This window comes from Cryobacterium sp. TMT2-10 (genome assembly GCF_004403075.1).
Taxonomy (GTDB): Bacteria; Actinomycetota; Actinomycetes; order Actinomycetales; family Microbacteriaceae; genus Cryobacterium; species Cryobacterium shii.
The window spans coordinates 28880-51955 of the sequence record NZ_SOGW01000005.1; the positions used below are offsets into that span (position 1 = coordinate 28880).

The following is a 23076-nucleotide window of genomic DNA, read 5'->3' on the forward strand; positions in this document are numbered from 1 at the left end:
AAATGGCTTTGAAGGAGACAATCGCATGAGCGAATCCGTTAACCTCCCGGCACTCGGTGAGAGTGTCACAGAGGGTACGGTCACCCGCTGGCTGAAGAGCGTGGGAGACCGCGTCGAAGTCGACGAGCCGCTGCTGGAAGTTTCGACCGACAAGGTGGACACGGAAATTCCGTCCCCCATCGCCGGAGTGATCGAAGCGATCCTGGTCCAGGAAGACGAGACCGTCGAGGTCGGAACGCCCCTGGTCACCATCGGAGACGGCTCAGCCGCCGCTGCTCCTGCCGCGGTCCCCGTCGCCGAAGCGCCGGCCCTGGTCGAAGAACCGGCTCCCGCGGCAGAGCCTGCTCCGGTCGAAGCCCCGGCACCGGTGGAAGCATCTGCACCCGTGGAAGCGCCAGCCCCCGTGGAAGCACCGGCACCCGCAGCAGTACCAGCGCCCGCAGCAGCGCCGGTGTTCGCACCGACCCCCGTGTTCGCGCCGTCGCCCGTCGCCGCCCCGGCAGCGGCCCCTGCCGCTCCGCCGACGGCCGCGCCGGCAGCTGAGCCCGTCACGTCCCGCGGATCCCACGCGGGAACGTCCGGTTACGTCACCCCCATCGTCCGCAAGCTCGCGAACGAGGCCGGCGTCGACCTCTCCAGCGTTCAGGGCACCGGTGTCGGCGGCCGCATCCGCAAGGAAGACATCGTTCTGGCTCAGGCCAGTGCCACCACGGGCGCCGTCCCCGCTGCCGCACCGGCCGTCGAAGTATCCGCCCTGCGCGGCACGACGCAGCCGATGTCCCGCCTGCGGAAGGTCGTCGCCGAGCGCGCCGTCATCTCCATGCAGTCGTCGGCACAGCTGACCACCGTCGTCGAGGTCGACGTCACCCGCGTGGCGATTCTGCGGGACAAGGTCAAGGGCGAGTTCCACGCCAAGACCGGCAACAAGCTGTCCTTCCTGCCGTTCTTCGCTCTCGCTGCTGCCGAGGCGCTGCAGGCCAACCCGATCATCAACGCCACGATCGACGGCGACACGATTGTGTACCCGAGCCAGGAGAACATCAGCATCGCCGTCGACACCGAGCGCGGCCTGCTTACCCCGGTCGTTCGGAACGCCGGCGAACTGGACCTCGCCGGATTCGCCGCCCAGATCGCCGACCTGGCGCAGCGCACCCGCGACAACAAGCTGAAGCCGGACGAACTCTCGGGCGGTACGTTCACCCTGACCAACACCGGTTCGCGCGGCGCCCTCTTCGACACTCCGGTGGTCTTCCTGCCGCAGAGCGCCATCCTGGGCACCGGCGTCGTCTACAAGAAGCCGCTCGTCGTCACCACCGACGGGCTCGACGCCATCGCGATCCGCTCCACCGTGTTCCTGGCCCTGTCCTACGATCACCGCATCATCGACGGCGCTGACGCGTCACGCTTCCTCGTCACCATGAAGCAGCGTCTCGAAGCGGGAGCCTTCGAAGCCAACCTCGGGATCTAGTCCCCATCGACGGTTCTGACTAGTCGTCGAAGATCTCCCTGATCCGCCAGCCGGCCTCGCCCTTGACCACAAGGACCGAGGCCGGCTTTCGTTGTGCGTCGGTTGCTGTCAGCGTCACCAGCGCGACGTCTCCGGTTCGGTAGGCGAGCACTGGCGTCCACGATGCCAAACCGATCGCCGCGGCCGCGGCCCCTCCCTGCTGCGCAAGGTGAACCGTGTGAGAGTCGGCGGCCAGCGCCGAAGACTGGGCCTGTTCGGCGCCGTCCAGGCACGCAACGGATGCCGCAGAGAGACACCGGTCGCGCAGCCCCAGCAGCGTCTGGACGGCGGTCACCGGGTCGTCTCCGTTCACCGCGACCCGGTCCGAGGGCGTCAGAGCGGCCGCCGAAGCCGGCACACTCGCAGCGGGCACGACCGGGGGCCCCGGGGCCGACTCGCCCGGACGGGCACCCGTGGCGGGCCGGAGACCGGAAACGGCGACTCCGGCCACGAGAACCGCGACGACCACCCCGGCGAGTGCCGGGCCCCGCCGGGCGCGAAGCGCGGGCCGCAGCCAGGCCCAGAGCCGGACGCCTGCGCCGTTGTCACGGCCGGCGCCCCTGCCCAGGACCGCCAGAACGACGCCGGCTGCCGCCCGCACCGCTGATACGGGCCCGGCGAACCACGGACCGCCCCAGCCCGCGCTCGAAGACCGGTCGGTTCCACCGCCACCGGCCGTGGCGGGCGACGCCCCCGTGACCGGAGCGACGCTTCGAAGGCGCAGGACGGTGACCGCGCTGTCCGGGTCGTGGCCGGGTTCCGCCCCTGACCCCAGACACACCGGTCCGGCGTCGCTCCACGCGAAGAGGCGCCGCTCCAGGTCAGCCAGCCTGGTCGCGCCCGGAACCCGCGGAGCTGCGGCGGCGAACCATTCGGCCAGTTCCCGCGCAGCATGGGTCTGCTCCGGGTCAGGGCCCACCCGGTCCAGCACGATTCGCACCAGGTGGGAGAGACAGCCCGCGGCATCCTCGGTCAGCGCTCTACGGGCAGGACCCGGTTCCGGAAACGCCCGAAGCCCGCCGAGTCCCGCCAGCACGGGGCGACCGCGGGAGTCGAAGAGGATCACGGCCGGGGTCAGCCCGAGATGCACGAGGCCGATCGCCTGGAGCTCCGCCAGCGCGACCACGACGGGAGCCAGGATCGTGACCGCCTCTCCCGGCTCCACCCAGCGCCCGTCGGCGAGGTGACGGCCGAGGCTGCCGCCGGTCAGTAATTCGAGTACGAGGCACATTCGGCCGCCCGGGAGAGTCGCCACGTCCAGGAGCCCCGCGAGGCGCCCCGGGCTGGTCTCGGTCAGGGCTCGGATCTCCCGTTCGATCGACGCGTCGTCCGCTTCCGGCCGAAAGACTTTCAACGCGACAGTCCTGGTCGGGGCGGCCATCTCGCCCTCCGGCGGCTCCCCCGAAGCCGCCCAGGAGGGGGCAACGCCGGCGTAGATGTCAGCTCGCTCGCTGGAGGCAAGGCGACGGAGCACCCGGTAACCGGCGATCAGGGTGAGGCGGTCGCTCGAGTCTGGGCGGCTGCCGGCGGCGGTCAGGGGGTTCGCCCGAATCGGTTCCTCATGGCTCGTCATGGCCGAATGCTGCACCCGAACGGGCACCGGCGGCGCACCGGGCGGACCCCGGAGCGCAACCAGGTCCCGGCCGGTGTGGGGAGGACAAGCTGGCCTAGACTGGTCGCATGCTCGACTTTGTCGTCGCGGGGCTAAGCGCCAACTCCGTGCCGTATGTTGAGGGCCTAGAGCTCCAACGCGCAGTCCATCGTTCCGTCGTCTCCGGGGTGAGGCCGGACACCGTCATCTTCCTCGAACATCCCTCCGTGTACACCGCCGGCAAACGCACCGCTCCGGAGGAACGGCCCACGAACGGAACCCCCGTCATCGATGCTGACCGCGGCGGGAAGATCACCTGGCACGGCCCCGGGCAACTCGTGGGCTATCCGATCATGCGTCTTGCGGAGCCGGTCGACGTCGTCGGCTACGTGCGCCGACTCGAGGGAATTCTGATCGACGTCCTCTCCGACTTCGGCGTCGACGGCCGCCGGGTGGCGGGACGGTCCGGCGTCTGGGTCGGCCCCGATGGGCAGGAAGACAAGATCGCAGCCATCGGAATCCGAGTCGCGGAAGGAGTGACCATGCACGGCTTCGCCCTCAACTGCAGCAACTCGCTCGAGCCGTACAGCCGCATCATCGCCTGCGGCATCAAAGATGCCGGCATCACCACCATGTCACGAGTCCTCGGCCGCGAGGTGTCGACCTCGCAACTGGTCGCCCCCCTCACTGCCCGGTTCCAGGCGGAGCTGGCGGCGGCATCATGACCGCGGCACCTGAGGGGCGGAAGATGCTCCGCCTCGAGATCCGTAACATGGAAACGCCGATCGAGCGCAAGCCCGCCTGGATCAAGACGGTCGCCAAGATGGGACCCGAGTACCGCAAACTCCAGGACCTGGTCAAAGGCGAGAACCTGCACACCGTCTGCCAGGAGGCGGGCTGCCCGAACATCTTCGAGTGCTGGGAAGACCGTGAGGCCACGTTCCTGATCGGCGGATCGCAGTGCACGCGGCGCTGCGACTTCTGCCAGATCGACACCGGAAAACCCGCGGACTACGACACCGACGAGCCTCGCCGGGTGGCGGAATCCGTCGTCAAGATGAACCTCCGGTACGCGACCGTCACCGGCGTCGCCCGGGACGACCTTGCCGACGAGGGCTCCTGGCTCTACGCCGAGACCATCCGGAAGATCCATGCCCAAAGCCCGGGCACGGGGGTGGAAATCCTCGTCCCGGATTTCTCGGGGAACCCCGAATTCCTCGGTGAGGTCTTCTCCGCCCGGCCCGAAGTCTTCGGGCACAACGTGGAAACGGTCCCCCGGATCTTCAAGCGCATCCGCCCGGCCTTCCGCTACGACCGGTCGCTCGACGTTCTCAGCCAGGGCCGGAACGCCGGTCTGATCACCAAATCCAACCTCATCCTCGGCATGGGCGAGGAACGTCAGGAGATCAGCCAGGCACTACAGGACCTGCACGATGCAGGCACAGACATCGTCACGATCACGCAGTACCTGCGGCCGACTTCCCGCCACCTCCCCGTGGCGCGCTGGGTGAAGCCGGAGGAATTCGTTGAGCTGAAACAGGAGGCGGAGGCCATCGGCTTTCTCGGAGTTCTGTCCGGCCCCCTGGTCCGATCCTCCTACCGCGCCGGACGGCTCTGGGCCCAGTCGATGGTGGCGACCGGGCGCGAAGTCCCCCCGCAGCTTCGTCAGCTGGCGGATGCGTCCCTGGGCTTCGCGCAGGCCGTCTCATGACCTGGAAACGGTCACGATCCGGGCGAGTGACTCGGTAGTCTTGACCCATGGCACGCAGCAAGGACAAGACTCCCAAACCCCCCAAACAGCCTGGCCGCTTGAAGCAAATGTGGCAGGTGTTCCAGATGACGCGACGGTACGACTCGAAAATCGTGCTCCTCATGATCGCCTCGTTCGTGATCCCGGTCGCGATCAGCCTCGTCCTGGGATTCCTCCTGTCGCCCGGCAACGTGCTGACGATCATCCTCTGGGTGATCGCGGGGATCCTGGCCGGAGTCCTGGCAATGCTCATCATCCTGGGACGCCGGGCCGAGAAGGCGGCGTACTCGCAGATCGAGGGTCAGCCCGGCGCGGTCGGCGCTGTCCTGCGCTCCTCGCTGAAGCGCGGCTGGGTGGGCAGCGAGATGCCCGTCGCCGTCAACGGGAAGACCCAGGATGCCGTCTACCGGGCCGTCGGGCGTGGTGGAGTCGTCCTGATCAGCGAAGGACCGCGCACCCGCACGGCCCGGATGCTCGAAGAAGAACGCCGCATGGTCACGCGACTGGGCGGCAGCATCGCCGTCACCGTGATCTCGGTTGGACCTGACGCCGACGCCGTGCCGCTGCACAAGCTCGCCCGTCGCCTGACCAAAATCAAGCCGACCCTGACCAAGGCCGAAGTCCTCGCCGTGAACAACCGCCTCACTTCGATGACGAAGAAGCTGCCGATCCCCAAGGGTGTCGACCCGATGAAGGCGCGTCCGCAGCGCGGAAACTAGCTGCGAATCAGTACGGTGCCCGCCACCTTGTCGTGAAACCCGCGTTGGTCGGAGTCCCAGACCAGCGCAGGAAAGGCGAGGCCGAGCAGCACGGCACGAACGACCGGGCGCCAGAGCCCGACCCAGCCTCCGCGCAGCGAAACCACCCGGAGCCCCACGAGACGGTGTCCGATGCTTCCGCCGAGGGTCGGGATGAATACGATCTGCAAGGCCACGAAGACTCCGGTGACGACGAATCCGTTGTAGTCCAGGAACGTGTAGTCGAAGAGCGCGAACGCGGCGGCCATGGCCAGGACCTGGTCGATCGCGAGGGCTGCGATCCTTCGTCCCACCCGGCCGACCGACTGGCTGCCCTGGTCGGGCAAGCCCAGGCGCTCCCCCGGCCATTTGCTGGGAGGAAGCTGTCCGAAAGGGATCGATTTCGAGGAGGCTGCAGACACGCGATGAGTCTACCGACCAGCCTCGGCTGTAACATGTGTGAAACATAAGCGTCACTGCCGGGTAATCCCATCCCACTAGCCTCAATTGAGCCGCAGTGCGCGACTTTTTCAGAGATCAACTGTTCAGAGATCAACGCCCACGTCGTTTGGAGTAAAACCGCATGTTCCGCGATTCGTCAGAAGTGCTCAAATTCATCAAGGATACCGACGTCAAGTTCCTTGACATTCGTTTCACCGATTTGCCGGGTGTGCAGCAGCACTTCAACATCCCCGCGTCGACCGTCGATGAGGAGTTCTTCACGGTCGGCCAGATGTTCGATGGTTCCTCGATCCGCGGTTTCGCGTCGATCCACGAATCCGACATGCAGCTGATCCCCGACGTCACCACCGCCTACATCGACGCGTTCCGCACCGAGCGCACGCTCATCATGCTGTTCGACATCTACAACCCGCGCAACGGTGAGATCTACTCCAAGGACCCCCGCCAGGTCGCCAAGAAAGCCGAGAAGTACCTCGCCTCGACCGGCATCGCCGACACCGCCTTCTTCGCTCCCGAAGCCGAGTTCTACATCTTCGACGACGTGCGTTACGAAGTGAACCAGCACTCCAGCTTCTACTCCGTCGACTCCAGTGAAGGCGCCTGGAACTCGGGCAAGAAAGAAGTGGGCGGAAACCTCGCCAACAAGACGCCGTTCAAGGGCGGCTATTTCCCGGTCAGCCCCGTCGACCAGCACGCCGACCTCCGCGACGACATCTGCCTCAAGCTGATCGACGCCGGCCTCATCCTCGAGCGCAGCCACCACGAGGTGGGCACCGGCGGCCAGGGCGAGATCAACTACCGCTTCGACACCATGGTGCACGCGGCCGACGATTTGCTCAAGTTCAAGTACATCGTCAAGAACACCTCGGCCGAGTGGGGCAAGACCGCCACCTTCATGCCGAAGCCGCTGTTCGGCGACAACGGATCCGGCATGCACACCCACCAGTCCCTCTGGGCCGACGGCAAGCCGCTCTTCTACGACGAGGCCGGCTACGGCGGGCTGTCCGACGTGGCCCGCTGGTACATCGGCGGCCTGCTCAAGCACGCCCCGGCAGTGCTCGCCTTCACGAACCCGAGCGTGAATTCCTACCACCGCCTGGTCCCGGGCTTCGAAGCTCCGGTCAACCTGGTCTACTCGGCCGGAAACCGCTCCGCGTCGATCCGGATCCCGATCACCGGCACCAACCCGAAGGCCAAGCGCATCGAATTCCGCGCTCCGGATGCCTCGGGCAACCCGTACCTCGCCTTCGCCGCCCAGCTGATGGCCGGCCTGGACGGGATCAAGAACCGGATCGAACCGCACGAGCCGGTCGACAAGGACCTCTACGAGCTGCCGCCCGAAGAAGCGAAGAACATCCCGCAGGTTCCCGCTTCCCTCGAAGAGGCCCTCGTGGCCCTCGAGAACGACCACGACTTCCTGCTCGCCGGAAACGTGTTCACTCCCGAACTGATTGAAACCTGGATCGGCTACAAGCGGGAGATGGAAATCAAGCCGCTCGCCCAGCGCCCGCACCCGTTCGAGTTCGAGCTCTACTACGGCGTCTAAAACGCAGAACCGCCCGCAACCTGAAAGGACCGCACCCCCTCGGGGATGCGGTCCTTTCAGGTTCCGGGCCCGGCGCTCAGCCGCCGAAGGGGCCGGCCCGCTCCGCGGGCCCGTAGAACCTGCGCTCGAATACGGCGCGGGCCCGCCGCGTCAGGGACAGATACTCCTCTTCGAGCTGGTTGGCGGAGCCCGGCGGGTACTGCATCACCCGGGCGACCCCCTCGAGCTGAGCCCGGTCAGTCGGCAGCACATCGGACGTCTTGTTGGTCCACAGGGTGATGGCGGACCTGCATCGGGACGCGAACTTCCACGCCACCGTCAATGTCTCGGCATCCGCGTCGCTGACCAGGTCGGCGTCGGCCGCGGCGCGAAGGGCACCCAGCGTCGATGTCGTGCGCAACGCCGGGATGGCCGCCGCATGCTGCAGCTGCAGCAGCTGCACGAACCACTCCACGTCGCTCAGTGAGCCGCGTCCGAGTTTCAGGTGCCGGTTGGGGTCCGCCCCCTGGGGCAGCCTCTCGCTCTCCACCCGCGCCTTGATTCGCTTGACTTCCCGGACAGCCTGTTCGCTGATCGCGGCGGGATACCGGACCGAGTCGGCCACCGTCTCGAAGTCGGCGAGCAGCCGCGAATCGCCCGCCACTCCCCTGCCCCGGAGCAGAGCCTGCGCCTCCCAGGTGAGCGACCAACGGCGGTAGTACGCCTCGTAGGATTCGAGGGAGCGGGCCACGGAGCCGTTCTTGCCCTCCGGGCGCAGCCCGAGGTCGAGATCGAGGGGCAGCCGGTTGTCGTCGGTCAGCCGGGCCAATTCGCGCACGATGAACTTCGCCCGGTCGTGCGCGGCCTCGCCGGTCAGGGTCCCGGGCCGGAAGACGTACATCACGTCGGCGTCCGATCCGAAGCCCAGTTCGGCCCCGCCGAATCGTCCCATCCCGATCACGGCGAATTCGATCCCGTCAGCGGCCGACCCCTCCGGCGCGCCCCCCAGGGGCGTGCCCCGGATGGCGGCGAGAACCCCCTGGATGATGGTGGCGGTCACGTCGGTGAGTCCGGTCGCGAGGGCCTCGATACTGATCTGGCCCAGGACGGCCGAGGAAGCCAGTCGCAACATCTCCCGGCGCCGGGCCGTGCGCAGGATGGACGCGGCGGCATCGGGGCTCTCATGCCGGGCCAGCACGGCGCGCGCCTCCTCGTGGAGGGTCGCCACACTACGGGGGCGCAGGTCGTCTTCGTCCTCCAGCCAGGCCACCGACTCGGGGATCGTCTCGAGCAGCTCCCCGACGAACCGTGACGAGGACAACACCCGGGTCAGGCGTTCGGCCGCCCCGGACGAGTCGCGCAGCATACGCAGGAACCAGTAGGTCGTGCCGAGGCTGTCGCTCAAGCGGCGGAAGGCCAGCAGACCGTAATCCGGGTCGGCGCCCTCCGAGAACCACTGCAGCAGAACGGGCAGCAGATGCCGCTGGATCGCCGCCCGGCGGGACACACCGCCGGTGAGAGCGGCGATGTGGGCCAGGGCGCCCGCGGTGTTGCGGAAGCCGATGGCCGCCAGCCGGGCTTCAGCCTGCGCACTGGTCAGGTTGAGACCGTCGGCCGGGAGCGCGGCCACGGCGGAGAGCAATGGGCGGTAGAACAGTCGTTCGTGCAGTCCCCGGACTCGATGCTTGACCTGGGCCCACCGGTCGGTGAGCTGTGCGGCGTTCGGTGCGAGACCCGTGGCCCGGGCCAGCACGCGCAGACTCGCCTCATCGCGGGGCACGAGATGGGTGCGGCGCAACTTCTCCAGCTGCAGCCGATGTTCCATCAGGCGCAGGATCCGGTAGTCCTGCGCGAACTCGGCCGCCTCAGCCCGTCCCACGTAGCCGCTGTCCACCAGCGCCGTCAGAGCGGGGAGGGTTCCGGCCTGACGCACGTCCGGGTCGGTCTGCCCGTGCACCAGCTGCAGCAACTGCACGGTGAACTCAATATCGCGCAGTCCTCCGGGGCCGAGCTTGAGTTGCACGGCAACTTCGTCGTCCGGGATGTTCTTTGTCACCCGTTCACGCATCCGCTGCACGGAATCGACGAAGTTCTCCCGGCTGGCGCTGGTCCACACCTTCGGGGCCACCGCCTCGACGTAACGGCCGCCGAGGCCGAGATCGCCCGCCAGCGGGCGAGCCTTGAGCAGCGCCTGGAATTCCCAGCTCTTGGCCCACCGGTCGTAGTACGCCAGGTGAGACTCGAGGGAGCGGACGAGTGCTCCGGATTTTCCTTCCGGACGGAGGTTCGGGTCTACCTCCCAGAGTTCGGGCTCGAGCGACGGCTGGTTCAGGCCCCGCATCACGAGGATGGCGAGCCGGGTGGCGATGTCGACGGCCCGCGGCGACTCCAGCCCCGCCTCGGGGTCACCCTCAGCGACGAAGATCACGTCCACATCGCTCACGTAGTTCAGTTCGCCGGCTCCGGCCTTGCCCATGCCGATGATGGCCAGCCGGGTGGCCCGAACCTCGTCCGCCGGGAACACGCCGCGGGCGGGGGCGAGACCGCTGGACATGCTGCGCGCGACGGCCAGGGACGCTTCCAGGGCGGCAGCCGCGAGGTCGGCGAGGGTGCGTGCGATCCCGTCGAGCCCCGCGACGGGATCGGCCTGCTCCAGGTCGAAGGCGGCCAACTCGGCCAGCCGGCGGCGGTAGCGAACCCGCAGCGCCACCCACCCGTCGTCGTCGACGAGGGTGGCGAAGCCATCATGGCTGCCGACGGAGTCCAGCAGGTCGGCGGTCAGTTCGGACGCACCCGGCAACCTCGCCAGGGGCCTGGCGAGGACCGCGAGCTCCTCCGGGCGTCGCAGGAAGAACTCAGCCAGGCCGCTCGAGGCCCCGAGGACGCGCACCAGCCTCAACGCCGAGTCGGCGTGGCCGAGGATGGCATGCGACTCGTCCGGCGACTGGCGCAGGAGCTCGACCAGGGAACCGAGGGCGGCGTCCGGGTTCGCTGTCCTGGTCAGAAGGGGCAGCAGCACTGTCGGCTCCGGACCGCCCAGTTCGCCTACCTCCATGAGCCGCAGGCGCACCTCGCTCAGCTCGACGAAACCCACCCGAGCAAGCTCGGTGAGAGTGAGTATTTCCCGCGCCATGAGTTCCGTTCCCGGGGCGGCTAGAGCATCTCGAGGTTCTTGTCGAGCTCGAACGGGGTCACCTGGGAGCGGTATTCCTTCCACTCCTGGCGCTTGTTGAGCAACACGTAGTTGAAGACGTGCTCTCCGAGCGTTTCGGCGACGAGCTCGGACTCCTCCATGAACTGGATCGCGTGGTCAAGGCTGGCGGGCAATTGACGATAACCCAGCGCGCGACGCTCGGTGTCGCTGAGCCCCCAGACGTTGTCCTCGGCCTCGGGAGGCAACTCGTAGCCCTCCTCGATACCCTTGAGGCCGGCGGCCAGCATCAGCGAATACGCCAGGTACGGGTTCGCGGCCGAGTCGATGGCGCGGTACTCGACGCGGGCGCTCTGGCCCTTGTTGGGCTTGTACAACGGAACCCTGATCAGGGCGGAACGGTTGTTGTGCCCCCAGCAGACGAAACTGGGAGCTTCGTCGCCGCCCCACAGCCGTTTGTAGGAATTGACGAACTGGTTCGTCACCGCGGTGATCTCCGGGGCGTGCTTGAGCAGTCCGGCAATGAACTGACGGCCGGTCTTGGAGAGCTGGTACTGCGCACCGGCCTCGTAGAACGCGTTGGTGTCGCCCTCGAACAGGGACAGGTGCGTGTGCATACCCGATCCGGGGTGCTCCGACATGGGCTTGGGCATGAACGTGGCGTACACGCCCTGCTCGATGGCGACTTCCTTGATCACGGTGCGGAAGGTCATGATGTTGTCGGCCGTCGTGAGGGCATCCGCGTAGCGCAGGTCGATCTCGTTCTGACCGGGACCCGCCTCGTGGTGGCTGAACTCCACCGAGATGCCGAGGTCTTCGAGCATCCGCACCGACCGGCGACGGAAGTCGTGGGCTGTGCCGCCGGGGACGTTGTCGAAGTAGCCGGCCGAATCCACCGGGACCGGTCCGTTCTTGCCGTACTTCGACGACTTGAGCAGGTAGAACTCGATCTCGGGATGCGTGTAGAAGGTGAATCCGCGATCGGCGGCCTTCGCCAGGGTCCGCTTGAGCACGTTTCGCGGGTCGGCGACCGCCGGCTGACCGTCGGGAGTCATGATGTCGCAGAACATGCGGGCGGTGGGATCGATCTCACCACGCCAGGGCAGGATCTGGAAGGTGGTGGGGTCGGGATGAGCGAGCACGTCCGCCTCGAACGAGCGGGTGAGGCCTTCGATGGCGGAGCCGTCAAAACCGAGGCCCTCAGCGAAGGCACCCTCCACCTCGGCAGGCGCGATGGCCACCGATTTGAGTGTGCCGACAACGTCCGTGAACCAGAGTCGGATGAACTTGATGCCCCGCTCCTCGATGGTCCGGAGAACGAAGTCGCGCTGCTTGTCCATTCACGCCCTTTCTTGTTGTTACCTAGGCTACTGGCTGGCGCCGAAACTCGGGCGAAACTGGGCGCCAGTCGGCGGATTACACCCTGACTACACTGGACCCATGCCAGAGTCGACCGTTCCCGAAGTGCCCGCCGCCGCCCGCGAGCTGAACCCGTTCGCGCCCGTGCCGCCCGGGCCCAAGCGGGTGCGCACCCGCCATTTTCACAATGCCAAACAGCAGGGCATCCCGATCACCGGGCTGACCAGCTATGACATGCTCACCGCCCAGATCTTCGACCAGGCCGGGATCGACTTCCTGCTCGTCGGGGACTCGGCCGGCAACAACGTGTTCGGCTACGAGAGCACCCTGCCCGTCACCGTCGACGAGCTGATCCCCCTCACCCGGGCCGTCTCGCGGGCGGTCACCCGAGCCCTCGTCATCGCCGACATGCCATTCGGATCGTATGAGACCGGCCAATCCGAGGCTCTGCACACGGCCGTGCGCTTCATGAAAGAGGCGCAGGCCCATGCGGTCAAGCTCGAGGGCGGCGTGCGCAGTCGCAAGCAGATCAAACGCATCGTGACGTCGGGGATTCCCGTGATGGGTCACATCGGCTTCACCCCGCAGAGCGAGCACGGGCTGGGCGGCCACATCATTCAGGGGCGGGGCGCGGCCGCCGACCAGCTGATCGAGGACGCTCTCGCGGTGCAGGATGCCGGCGCCTTCGCCGTTGTGCTCGAAATGGTGCCGGCTACGGTGGCCGCACTGGTGACCGCCCGGCTCGAGATCCCCACCATCGGGGTCGGCGCGGGCCCGGACGTCGACGGACAATTGATGGTCTGGACTGATTTCGCGGGCCTTACCGAGGGCCGCGTGCCCCGGTTCGTGCGCCAGTACGCGAACATGCGCAGCGTGCTGACGGATGCTGTGCACCAGTTCAAGGAAGACGTCGACTCCGGCGCCTATCCCGGCCCCGAGCACAGCTACGAGTAGGGCCGGTCAGCGGTCCTAGCGGTCGTTTGCCGCTTCTTCCTCGGCCCATTTGGCGCTGTTCGCGCGCAGTTTCTCCAGCGCGTGAGCGGCCTCGTCACGTGTTGCGAACGGCCCGACGCGCTCCTTGGAGGTGGACTGCATACCCTCCTCGACCGCTCCCGTGCGCATGTTGTACCAGAACTGGTGTTCAGTGTCTTCGGACATAAGCTGATCCTATGCCTAAGGATTCTGCCGGTCACCTGTTGCCGGGAACGGTCTCCCCGTTCCGCCCCGTTCCGCGCCACATCCCACGACCGGAGTACGTCGGCCGTGAGATGCCGGCGCCGTTCACCGGATCGGACGTGTACTCTCCGGACAAGATCGAGCTGATCCGCGAATCGGGCCGGATCGCGGCGCAGGCGATCGAAGCCGTGGGACGGGCCGTCCGCCCGGGCGTCACGACGGACGAACTCGACCGGATCGGCCACGACTTCATCATCCAACACGACGCCTACCCGTCGACCCTGGGCTACCGCGGCTACCCCAAGTCGCTGTGCAGTTCGGTGAACGAGGTGATCTGCCATGGCATCCCCGACGACACCGTTCTCGAGAACGGGGACATCGTAAACATCGACATCACTGCCTTCAAGAACGGGGTGCACGGCGACACGAACGTCACGTTCATCGTCGGCGAGGCCGGCGACGAGGTGAGGCTGCTGGTCGAGCGTACCCGGGAGGCCCTCGCCCGGGGCATCAAGGCCGTCGCACCGGGCAGGCAGGTCAACGTCATCGGTCGCACGATCGAGTCCTATGCGAAGCGTTTCAACTATGGCGTGGTGCGCGACTTCACCGGCCACGGGGTCGGAGAGTCCTTCCACTCCGGGCTGATCATCCCGCACTACGACTCCGCCCCCGTTTACGACACCGTGATGGAGGTCGGCATGGTCTTCACGATCGAACCGATGCTCACCCTCGGCGGATCCGACTGGGACATGTGGGCCGACGACTGGACCGTGACGACGAAAGACAAGAGCATCACGGCCCAGTTCGAACACACCCTCGTCGTGACCGAGCACGGCGCCGAAATTCTCACCCTCCCGTAAACGGTAGGTTTTGACTATGAGTTCAACCACGGCCATCGGCATTGATATTGGCGGCACCGGAATCAAGGGAGCGGTGGTCGACCTGGTCACCGGTCAATTTCTGTCCGATCGGGTGAAACTCCCCACCCCCAAGGGGGGACGCCCGGTGGACATCGTCGAGTCCACGCGCGCCCTCCTCGCCACGGTCTCCTCCGTGGCGGGCGCCTCCGCACTGCCGGTCGGGATCTGCTTCCCCGCCATCGTGAAGAACGGGCACACCATGTCCGCCGCCAATGTCTCGGACAAGTGGATCGGCCTCGCCGCCGAGAAGCTGTTCCAGAAGAGCCTGGGGCAGCCGATCCACTTCGTCAACGACGCCGATGCCGCGGGGTACGCGGAATCCGAGTTCGGCGCGGCCAAGGGCGTGCGGGGAGTGGTCCTGATGACCACCCTCGGCACCGGGATCGGAACGGCCCTGATCAACGACGGCGTGCTCGTGCCGAACACCGAGCTCGGTCACCTCCAGATCTACGGCGTCGACCACGAGACGCGCGCGGCATTCTCTGCCAAGGAGCGCGAACACCTGAGCTGGGATAAGTGGGCCTCCCGCCTGCAGAAGTACTACTCGACCCTGGAGGCCCTGTTCTCCCCCGACCTGTTCATCGTCGGCGGCGGCGTGTCCAAGCACCATCAGGACTTCCTGCCGCTTCTGAAGCTGAAGACCCCGATCATCCCGGCCGTCCACCGCAACAATGCCGGAATCCTGGGGGCAGCTGCCCTCGCCGTCAAGAACCTGAACTGACCCGTCCACATGGCGCCGCCACTCACTGACCTCCCGGTCCTTGAGCCGGCCGACCGCCAGGAATGGCGGGCCTGGCTCCAGACCCACCATGCAGAGAGCCGCGGCGTGTGGCTGGCCATCGGGAAGAAGGGAAACTCCGTCACCGAGCTCTCCTACGAGGCTGCGGTGGAAGAGGCCCTGTGCTTCGGCTGGATTGACAGTGTGGTCAATCGCCTCGGTGGCGACCGGTACAAACAGCTAATGACGCCCCGCAAGCGGGGAAGCGCCTGGGCGCCCAGCAACAGGGAACGGTGGGGCCGCCTGGTGGCGCAGGGACGGGTCGCCCCGGCCGGCCGTGCAGCCGTTGAGGCCGCGCAGGCAGACGGGTCGTGGACCCTCCTATACGAGGTGGAGGCGCTCATCGTACCGCCCGACCTCGCACAGGCACTTGCCGCGAATGAGGAGGCCAGCAGCTCGCTCGCTGCTCTTGCTCCGTCGACGCGCAAGCAGATCTTGTACTGGGTTGCCAGCGCCAAACGGCCGGCGACGCGTGCCAGACGAGTCGAGGAGGCGGTCGCGGCCGCGGCGGAGAACCGCCCGGTCCGGACGGACCAATGGCCACCTGACCGTCGCGAACCGTCGTGAGTGAAGGAATGGGCCGGCTGTTACGCCGGGTTCTGTCCCGGTGCGCGAAGCACCTTGGACGGCCATCTATCTCGGGACTACGTTGCCGCAGCCCTCCAGCGGTCTACCCGGAAACTCGGCGAGCCGCCTTGGCGTTTCCTGTCTGACCTTGCTCCGGACGAGGTTTACCTAGCCGACCAGGTCACCCTGGCCTCTGGTGGTCTCTTACACCACCGTTTCACCCTTACCTCCGGCCGAGGCCGGCGGCGGTCTACTTTCTGTGGCACTGTCTCGCGGGTTGCCCCGGGTGGGTGTTACCCACCATCCTGCTCTGTGGAGCCCGGACGTTCCTCGGCACCCGCACCCCCGAAGGGAAGCGGATGACGCGACCGTCTTGCCGACCCATTCCACTGTCCAGAATACAGGCCGCGGGCGGAGCCTCACTCCACCTAGATACCCGATTCCTCCGTGCGCACCAGAATCGCGCCGCAGTCCGGGCAGAAGAGCACGTCGTCGGCCGGTGCGGACCGCACGGCATCCAGGTCGCTGCCGGTCAGCGTCATCGTGCACCCGCTGCAAGTGCGGGCCCGGAGCAGGGCCGCGGCGTTCCCGCGCCCGGCCACGAAGCGCTTCTGGTAGAGCGCGGCGAGGTATTCGGTGACGCCGCCGGCGATGGCTGCCCGGTCGCGACGCAGCTCGCCGAGCTGCCGGTTCAGGTCAGCAAGGCTGAGGTCCCGCGCCACTTCGGCGTCGCGCATCCGGCCCAGGATGGCATCGCGCTCGGCCTCGACTGCGGCAGCGGCGCCCTCACGCTCTTCGAGGCGTTCCATGACCGCGATCTCGATCTCCTCGAGCGCCAGAAGCCGCTTACGGAGCGCGGCGAGCTCGGTCTCCAGTGCCTGGACGTCTTTCACCGAAGACGTGTGCTGCACCCGGTCGGCGTCCCTGGCTATGCGCTTCTCGACCACGTCGACATCGGACTCGATCCGGTTCAGTTCGAGCCGGACGTCTTCGACCTCGCCCGAGCGGGTGCTCAGAGTCATCCGGATCGTGTCGGCCTGCGCGCCGAGTTCCCGGAGCCGTGCAAGCTCCGGCAGGGCCTTCGTCTGGTGCTCGACCTGCTGGAGCCTGATGTCGAGGGCCTGAAGCCGGAGAAGCTCCTTCTGTTCAACTGGAGATGCCTTCACGATGTCCTGACCTTTACGAGTATTGAGCTTGAGCGGGCGTGGGGGTGGAACCGCATCCATCGGCAGGTTACTGCACGATGACGAAGTCCCACGGATCTGTGCGCAGATCACTGCAGGTGACCGTGATTCCGGGGAGCGCCGCCCGGAGCTGCTCGGCGGCGGGTTCGAGCCAGAGCGACTCGCTGGCCCAGTGCGACACGTCGATCAACGCCGGCGTGCCGCCGGAGTGCACGGCCTGCTCGCGGGCCTCGGAGGCCGGGTGGTGCCGGAGGTCGGCGGTGATGTACACATCCGCCGCGACCACGGACGGATGCGCGAGGAGTGAGTCTCCCGCACCTCCGCACAGCGCCACGGTCTCCACGACGGCGTCGCGCTCCCCCGAGACCCGGACGCCGGACACGGTCGCCGGCAGCAGATCGGCCAGTCGCCGGGCCAGCCGGTCCAGCGACGTGCGTTCCGGCAACCGGCCCACCCGCCCGATGCCGGTGCCGGGAGCGACTCCCGCCGTGATCGGACGCGTGTCCAGGAGGCCGAGGCGGGAAGCCAGGATGTCCGATACGCCGTCCACGACCACGTCCGCATTCGTGTGCGCCGCCAGGAGGGCGCAATCGGCCCGGATCAGGCGGCCGAGCAGCGCACCCTTGTACCGGTCCTCCGCGACCGACGTCACCCCGCGCAGCAGCAGCGGGTGGTGCACGAGCAGCAGGTCAGCACCCCGTTCGACGGCCTCGTCGACGGTTGCGGAGACCGCGTCGACGGCGAGGTGGATCGAGGTGACCGAGTGTGTCGGGTCGCCGCTGACCAGACCGGGGGCATCCCAGTCTTCGGCCCCGGACAACGGCCACAATTCATGGACGATCAGGGTTACATCGGCGAGCGAGAATGGCACCCCGTCAGCTTACCGGTGACCGGACGGCGCGGCTTCCTGCCGCCGGATCGCCGGAATGCCCAGGACCGGCGGTGTGATCAGGCCCAGCACGAGTGCGACGAGCACGCCGAGCGCGGTCGCCGCCAGGCCGCCGTGAGGATCGATGCCGGCCCAGGCGAGGAGGAAGCCCTGCCAGGCCAGCCATCCCGGGCCGGACTCGATCAGTCCGTAGCCGACGACCGTGATCACGGCGAGAGCACCCACGTTGACCCAGCGCCAGTCCGCATAGCGACCGCCGCGATGAAGCAGGCTCCTGGTGTCGAGCGGGCTCCGCCGAATCACCACCTCCGCGCAGAACAGGCCGGTCCAGGCCGCGACGGGCACGGCCAGCGTCACCGGCAGGGCCAGGGAGGCGTCGGCCAGGCCCGTTCGGCTGACGAGGATCAGCACGACGAGTATCGCTGTTCCCAGCGCGGCGAGCAGCACGCCGACGGGCCGGGTGATCCTGCTGTCCGCGGCGGTGACGGCGAGACCGCCCGAGTACAGATTGAGGTTGATCGCCGACAGCAGGGTGAGCGTGCCGACGAGTAGCAGGGGGATCCCGGTCCAACCCGGGAGGATTCGGGCCAGACTGCCGACCGGATCGATCGCGAAAGCGGCGGCCTGTGCGGGGTGCGATGCGGCCAGCACCGCCCCGAAACAGATCAGGACCAGGGCCGGCAGGCCCAGCCCGAGGTTCGCCCACAGCATCGAGGTCCGACCGGGCGAGTCCTCTCTCTGGTACCGGGCCAGATCTGCGCTGCTGGTCGCCCAGGCCAGCCCGAAATAGGCGAAGACGAGGATCGTGCCGGTGAGCGCGCCGAGTCCGATCCCGGTCGAGTCGGCCAGGGCGGGTCCGGGATCGATCAGCCCGGCGGTCATGATCATCGCCAGGGCGAGCAGGACCGTGGACGAGGTAGCGCAACCCGTAACCGAAAACGGCGACAGCGGCCGCGGCCACGGTGACGGCGACTGCGCCGACCAGAGCCGGGACGGTGCCGTACCCGGGTGCGTCGCGCCCTGCCGCCGCCGCAACCGTGCCGATCGCCTGCCCGGCCGCGGCCGCGAGCAGCGCCCCCTACACGACTCTCATCAGGACGACCAGAGCGGTGGGCACCACGTTCCCGACCAGGCCGAACGTGGCCCGGGACAGGACCATCGCCGGTTGCCCGGTCCGCTTGCCGGCCAGGGTGCCGAGGCCTACCGGGATGAACGACAGGGCGATTCCGAGAAGAGCGGACACCGCCGCTTCGAGGACATTGAGTCCGAGCGCAATCAGCCGGGCCCCCAGCGCCACGCTGACCACGGATGCCGTCACGGCGAACCAGAGGCGGAACATCCGTGTGGGGTGCCCGACCCGGTTCGTCACCGGAACCGGCTCCGTGCCGCTGTGTTCGATGCGGCGCACCGGGGGGGGGGGGTGCCCGGAGGCCCGCATCAGGGATCACCGACTCCCTCTCCGCCACCCGCGGACTCGGGATCGGGCCGGGGACGCCGCTGACCACGTCGTCCGCGTCCTCCGGAAGCTCCCGGTCGACGTCGCGCCCGGCGATGTCCGGGGATCCGGTGCCGGGGGCAGATCGAACCGCCCCGGCGAGGTCGTCGCCGGGGCCACCAGGGGCGTCGGGGCCGTCGTCCCTCGCCCCGTGCAGCCCCGTCCCGCTCGGCCATGACCCGATTCTAGCGAGAAATGCTCATTCTTTCCCGGTTGTCGAGGCTGACCAGGGCCGTCACCGCCACCAGCAGCAGGCAGAGGCCGGCCCAGGCGGGCGGGGTCAGCCGTTCACCCACGACGAGGACAGCGAGCACAGTGGCGACGAGCGGTTCGAGCAGCGTGATGCTGGTGGCGAGGCTGCCCCGGACCGAACGCAGGCCGTGGCCGAAAAGCAGGTACGCGGCACACATCGGCCCGATGGCCAGATACGCGGCAATCCCCGCGCTGCCCGCGCTCTGGAGCAGCGGCGCTCCGGTCACCAGCAGCACGGGGACGAGGCAGACCGCGGTCACGCCGAACAGCGCACCCATCGTGGCCCGCGGGCTGTGTCCCGCCCCGATCAGCTGGTGCGACGCGTGGGTGTACAGGGCATAGCTGAACCCGGCCAGCACACCCAGCAACGCGCCGACCGGGGCGCCCGAGACCTCGGCGGCTCCGATGCTGCCGCCGAGCACCAACAGGCCTGTCCCGGCCAGGGCGGCCAACGTGCACAGGCCCCAACGCGGAGTGACCCGACGACGTTCGGCCAGGAACTCGATCCCGGCAGCGAACACCGGAGCGGATCCGAGGGACACGACCGTTCCGACGGCCACCCCGGCCAGGTGCATCGAACTGTAGAAAGCGAGCGGGTAGACGACGATGGCGGCGACGCCGGCCCCGCCCACCGGCGCACGGACCTGTCTCTCAGGACGGCTCGGGCGCCGCGCACCGACAGCAGCCAGAGCAGTCCCCCACCGACGGCCATCGTGGCTGCTCCGGTCGCCAGCGGGCTGAGGTCATCCGGCAGGAAATGCGCGGCCGTTCCGGTCGTCCCCCAGAGCAGGGCGGCCAGAAGGATCGGCATCACGCCGGGGCCCGGCAGGATCATCCGGGGCCCCGCAGTCACCATCCGAGCGTGCCGGGCTCCCCCTTGAACGGGCCGACCACCCGGGACGTGATCCAGCCGCCGTAGAAGTCTCCCGGCTGCGGCTGCACCCGTTCCCCGTTCACTGTGCACCGCTCCATCCGGCCGGGGTAGAGGGCAATGCGGTCGAGGAGCGCCTCATACCCCTTCCTCGGCGCCGGGTAGGTCCAGGCGGCGGATTCCTCCCGCCGTCCCGGCGTGACCACATTGAGGTAGGACGCCTGCCCTTTGTACTCGCACCACGAGTTCCCGGGGGCCGGTTCCAGGCTCCCGGGCCGGAAAGCCGATCGAGGCAGGTAGTAGACCGGAGGATGGCTCGTCTCGAGCACCCGGATCACATCTCTGGTGTCGACGATGACCTGGCCGCCGAACGTGACGACGACGCGGTCGGTACTCGGCTCGGCCCGGGGCGGCCGGGGGTATGTCCAGACCGATTCCTGGCCCGGGCCCGGCACGGCCGGAGTGACGCGATTCTGCTTCATCGGGCCAGCGTACCGGCAGACCCGGGGTGGATTCGAGAGCCGGAACCGCCCGCGGCCCGGGACAGATCGGCACCGAAGACCGCGGCCTGGGTTCTTCGCTGCATCCCGAGCTTGCTGAGTACGGCGGACACATAGTTCTTGACCGTTTTCTCGGCCAGCTCCAGCTCGGCGCCGATCTGACGGTTGGTGAGCCCCCGCGAAATGAGGTCCAGGACCTGCCGCTCGCGCAGGGTCAGTGCCTGCGCGGCCCGGTCCGGCTCGGCCAGGCTCAGCACCTCGGCCACCCGCCGGGCGGCCAGGTCGGTGAGCAGCCGCTCCCCGCGGGCCACCCGGCGGATGCCGTCGATCAGCCGGTCACCGCGGATGTTCTTCAGGACATACCCTGCAGCCCCCGCCAGCACCGCGGCGCAGGTGGCCTCGTCGTCGTCGAAGGCGGTGAAGATCAGGCACCGGATGCCCGGGTCCCGGGCGAGGATCTCCCGGCAGACGTCGATGCCGCTTCCGTCGGGCAGGCGGACGTCGAGGACCGCGACGTCCGGCCGGGTGGCGGCGACCCGGGCGAGGGCCTCCCGCCTGGTCGACGCCTCCCCCACGACCTCCAGGTCCGCTTCCGCGTTGATCAGGTGCACGAGGCCATGCCGGACGATTTCGTGGTCGTCCACGAGGAAGACGCGGGTCATCGGCGTGCCGTGACGGATGCACCGACCAGGCTGGCCGCCCAGCGCAGCCGTGTGCCCCGGGGCGCCCGGTCGTCGAGGGTGAAATTTCCCTGCCATCGTCCTGCCCGTGCCGCCAGGTTGTCGATTCCGCCGGAGTGCGCGGCCTTCGCCCTGCCCACGCCGTCGTCACTGATTTCGATCGTGATCGAGTCGGCGACCACGGTCAGGCTCACAACCGTTTCGCCGGCCCGGGCGTGCCTAACCACGTTGGTCAGCCCCTCGCGGATCACGGCGACGAGGTCGTCGGCCAGGTCGGCCGGCGTGACCAGGTCGATCGGGCCGGAGAAAACGACTCGTGGAGGCTGCTCGAACAGGGGCCCGAGTTCGGTCAGCAGGTCGATGACGCGATGTCGCAGGGACGGCCGGTCGGGGTGCGCCGGCAGGGTCAGGGCGAAAATGGCCGTGCGGATCTCGACGATGGCAGCGTCCAGGGCCTGCACCTCCTCGTCGAGCCTCAGGCGCAGCGCCCGGTCGGTTATCTCCCCGCCAATGGCCTGAATCGACATCCCGGCGGCGAAGACCCTTTGGATGACGAGGTCGTGCAGGTCCCGGGCGATCCTGCCGCGGTCCTCCAGCACCGCCAGCCGGGCCCGATCGGCCCGGCCCAGGGAGAGTTCCAGCGCCACACTCGCCTGCTCCGCGAAGTCCGAGGCCATCACGAGGTCCGAGGCGGTGAACCGGGCCGCTCCGAGGGGACGCGAGGCCGTCAGGACCCCGTGCGGGACTCCCGCTCCCAGAGGGATGACCATGGTGGACCCGCAGATCAGGGCGGAGTCCGGGCCCGGCCTGACGCCGTCCCCGCCGTCGACCAGGAGCGGCTGGCCGCCGGAGAATACCCGCCCGCACAGGCTCCCGGCGACAGGGAAGATGAGGCCGGCGGCCTGCTGCGCGAGCGGCCCCCTGGCGGTGGCGACGACCAGGGAAGCATCCGCGCCGGGGTCGATTCCATCGGGGACGACGACGCACACCAGTTGCGCATCCGCCGTCTGCGCGAATCGGTCGGCCAGGAGGGCCAGGGTATCGTCCGAGCGATCGGTCAGGAGGGCAGCGCTGACCCCGGCCGACGCGGCCGACCAGCGCTGACGCCGCTGGGTCTCCTCGAACAGCCGGGCATTGTCGATCGCGATGCCCGCGGTCGCCGCCAGGGCACACAACAGGTCCTCGTCTTCCTGGTCGAATGCTCCCGGCACCCTGCCGATCAGATACAGGATGCCCGAGACCTCGCCGCGCACCCGCACCGGGACGGCCAGGAGACTCTGCATCGGCGGGTCCTCACCCTCGAAACCAGCCGGACGCGGTTTGGCCTGCCATCGGCTCAGCCGAAGCGGAACCGGGTCATCGGCGAGGGTGCCCAGCAGCCCGAGGACCTCGGCCCACGCGCCCCCCGCAACGGCGGCATCCGCGGATGCCCCGACCTGGACGCTCGGCTCGAGACGGCCGTTGTCGGCGGTGGTCGCGAGCGCCCCGAACAGCGCCGGGCACAGGTCGACCGCCGCCTCCACGATGCGCCGCTGCACGGAGAGAAGATCGAGCTGGCCCACAATCGCCTGGCTGGCCAGGAGGAGGCGGCGCAGGCGCGCATCCGACTGATTCGCCGAGGGTTCGGGCCGCGTGAACGGGGTGGCAACCGGGGCTGTGATCTCGTGCTGGGGCATGGCCTG

22 protein-coding genes and 1 other RNA gene are annotated in these 23076 nt (G+C 68.3%); 9 read left to right on the forward strand and 14 right to left on the reverse strand.

Annotated features, from left to right (window positions below; all coding sequences use genetic code 11):
- Positions 1-25 precede the first annotated feature (25 nt).
- Positions 26-1468, forward strand: a complete 1443-nt coding sequence (locus tag E3T37_RS00410) for a 2-oxo acid dehydrogenase subunit E2 (RefSeq protein WP_134364887.1) — start codon at positions 26-28, stop codon at positions 1466-1468.
- 19 nt (positions 1469-1487) lie between these two features.
- Here E3T37_RS00410 and E3T37_RS00415 read toward each other — a convergent pair whose 3' ends face one another.
- Positions 1488-3080: a hypothetical protein gene (locus tag E3T37_RS00415; protein WP_134364888.1), complete on the reverse strand. Its 1593-nt coding sequence runs from the start codon at positions 3078-3080 to the stop codon at positions 1488-1490.
- Positions 3081-3187: 107 nt separating this feature from the next.
- Here E3T37_RS00415 and lipB point away from each other — a divergent pair, with 107 nt between their 5' ends.
- The 3 genes from lipB to E3T37_RS00430 are packed head-to-tail and all read left to right on the forward strand — an operon-like array spanning position 3188 to position 5567.
- Complete coding sequence (gene lipB / locus E3T37_RS00420; protein WP_134364889.1) at positions 3188-3823, forward strand: lipoyl(octanoyl) transferase LipB; 636 nt, start codon at positions 3188-3190, stop codon at positions 3821-3823.
- On the forward strand, positions 3820-4809 hold the full coding sequence (gene lipA, locus E3T37_RS00425) for a lipoyl synthase (RefSeq protein WP_134364890.1): 990 nt from the start codon (positions 3820-3822) through the stop codon (positions 4807-4809). The genes lipB and lipA overlap by 4 nt, the downstream gene beginning before the upstream one ends.
- Positions 4810-4856: 47 nt before the next feature.
- Positions 4857-5567 carry a DUF4191 domain-containing protein gene (locus tag E3T37_RS00430; RefSeq protein ID WP_134364891.1) on the forward strand — a complete coding sequence of 237 codons (711 nt, stop codon included), beginning with the start codon at positions 4857-4859 and terminating at the stop codon, positions 5565-5567.
- Here the strand turns inward: E3T37_RS00430 and E3T37_RS00435 are convergent.
- A complete protein-coding gene (locus E3T37_RS00435; protein WP_241975902.1) occupies positions 5564-6007 on the reverse strand; it encodes an RDD family protein in 444 nt (147 codons plus the stop codon). The genes E3T37_RS00430 and E3T37_RS00435 overlap by 4 nt on opposite strands.
- Positions 6008-6168: 161 nt before the next feature.
- Between E3T37_RS00435 and glnA the strand changes: the two genes are divergently transcribed.
- Positions 6169-7593 carry a type I glutamate--ammonia ligase gene (glnA, locus tag E3T37_RS00440; protein ID WP_134364892.1) on the forward strand — a complete coding sequence of 475 codons (1425 nt, stop codon included), beginning with the start codon at positions 6169-6171 and terminating at the stop codon, positions 7591-7593.
- Between the two features lie 76 nt (positions 7594-7669).
- Here the strand turns inward: glnA and E3T37_RS00445 are convergent, their stop codons facing one another.
- A complete protein-coding gene (locus E3T37_RS00445; RefSeq protein ID WP_134364893.1) occupies positions 7670-10705 on the reverse strand; it encodes a bifunctional [glutamine synthetase] adenylyltransferase/[glutamine synthetase]-adenylyl-L-tyrosine phosphorylase in 3036 nt (1011 codons plus the stop codon).
- A gap of 20 nt (positions 10706-10725) precedes the next feature.
- Positions 10726-12063: a glutamine synthetase family protein gene (locus E3T37_RS00450; protein WP_134364894.1), complete on the reverse strand. Its 1338-nt coding sequence runs from the start codon at positions 12061-12063 to the stop codon at positions 10726-10728.
- Between the two features lie 100 nt (positions 12064-12163).
- Between E3T37_RS00450 and panB the strand changes: the two genes are divergently transcribed.
- A complete protein-coding gene (gene panB, locus E3T37_RS00455; RefSeq protein ID WP_134364895.1) occupies positions 12164-13036 on the forward strand; it encodes a 3-methyl-2-oxobutanoate hydroxymethyltransferase in 873 nt (290 codons plus the stop codon).
- A 15-nt stretch (positions 13037-13051) separates the two neighbouring features.
- Here the strand turns inward: panB and E3T37_RS00460 are convergent, their stop codons facing one another.
- Positions 13052-13240, reverse strand: a complete 189-nt coding sequence (locus E3T37_RS00460) for an SPOR domain-containing protein (RefSeq protein ID WP_134364896.1) — start codon at positions 13238-13240, stop codon at positions 13052-13054.
- 11 nt (positions 13241-13251) lie between these two features.
- Here E3T37_RS00460 and map point away from each other — a divergent pair, with 11 nt between their 5' ends.
- Genes map through E3T37_RS00475 form a run of 3 tightly spaced genes read left to right on the forward strand, consistent with a single transcriptional unit; the run spans position 13252 to position 15523 of the window.
- Positions 13252-14118, forward strand: coding sequence for a type I methionyl aminopeptidase (gene map / locus E3T37_RS00465; RefSeq protein ID WP_134364897.1), 867 nt, complete (start codon positions 13252-13254; stop codon positions 14116-14118).
- Between the two features lie 16 nt (positions 14119-14134).
- Complete coding sequence (gene ppgK, locus E3T37_RS00470) at positions 14135-14899, forward strand: polyphosphate--glucose phosphotransferase (RefSeq protein ID WP_134364898.1); 765 nt, start codon at positions 14135-14137, stop codon at positions 14897-14899.
- Positions 14900-14908: 9 nt separating this feature from the next.
- A complete protein-coding gene (locus E3T37_RS00475) occupies positions 14909-15523 on the forward strand; it encodes a YdeI family protein (RefSeq protein ID WP_134364899.1) in 615 nt (204 codons plus the stop codon).
- Between the two features lie 5 nt (positions 15524-15528).
- Here the strand turns inward: E3T37_RS00475 and rnpB are convergent.
- The 9 genes from rnpB to E3T37_RS00520 form a co-directional block, all read right to left on the reverse strand.
- Positions 15529-15907: RNase P RNA component class A (rnpB, locus tag E3T37_RS00480), an RNA gene on the reverse strand.
- A 44-nt stretch (positions 15908-15951) separates the two neighbouring features.
- On the reverse strand, positions 15952-16689 hold the full coding sequence (locus tag E3T37_RS00485; RefSeq protein WP_134364900.1) for a zinc ribbon domain-containing protein: 738 nt from the start codon (positions 16687-16689) through the stop codon (positions 15952-15954).
- A gap of 67 nt (positions 16690-16756) precedes the next feature.
- Complete coding sequence (locus E3T37_RS00490) at positions 16757-17578, reverse strand: Nif3-like dinuclear metal center hexameric protein (RefSeq protein WP_134364901.1); 822 nt, start codon at positions 17576-17578, stop codon at positions 16757-16759.
- 9 nt (positions 17579-17587) lie between these two features.
- The gene (locus E3T37_RS00495) at positions 17588-18478 is read right to left on the reverse strand and encodes a cytosine permease (RefSeq protein ID WP_134364902.1); all 891 of its coding nucleotides are present in this window, start codon (positions 18476-18478) and stop codon (positions 17588-17590) included.
- 196 nt (positions 18479-18674) lie between these two features.
- Complete coding sequence (locus tag E3T37_RS00500) at positions 18675-18965, reverse strand: cytosine permease (protein ID WP_134403103.1); 291 nt, start codon at positions 18963-18965, stop codon at positions 18675-18677.
- Between the two features lie 311 nt (positions 18966-19276).
- Positions 19277-19975, reverse strand: a complete 699-nt coding sequence (locus E3T37_RS00505) for a DMT family transporter (protein WP_174776161.1) — start codon at positions 19973-19975, stop codon at positions 19277-19279.
- 217 nt (positions 19976-20192) lie between these two features.
- Entirely contained in the window at positions 20193-20696 is a 504-nt protein-coding gene (locus tag E3T37_RS00510) for a DUF427 domain-containing protein (RefSeq protein ID WP_134364904.1), read from the reverse strand.
- Positions 20693-21376, reverse strand: coding sequence for a response regulator transcription factor (locus tag E3T37_RS00515; protein WP_134364905.1), 684 nt, complete (start codon positions 21374-21376; stop codon positions 20693-20695). Before E3T37_RS00515 ends, E3T37_RS00510 begins: the two co-directional genes overlap by 4 nt.
- A complete protein-coding gene (locus E3T37_RS00520) occupies positions 21373-23070 on the reverse strand; it encodes a GAF domain-containing sensor histidine kinase (protein WP_134364906.1) in 1698 nt (565 codons plus the stop codon). Before E3T37_RS00520 ends, E3T37_RS00515 begins: the two co-directional genes overlap by 4 nt.
- Between the last annotated feature and the right edge of the window lie 6 nt (positions 23071-23076).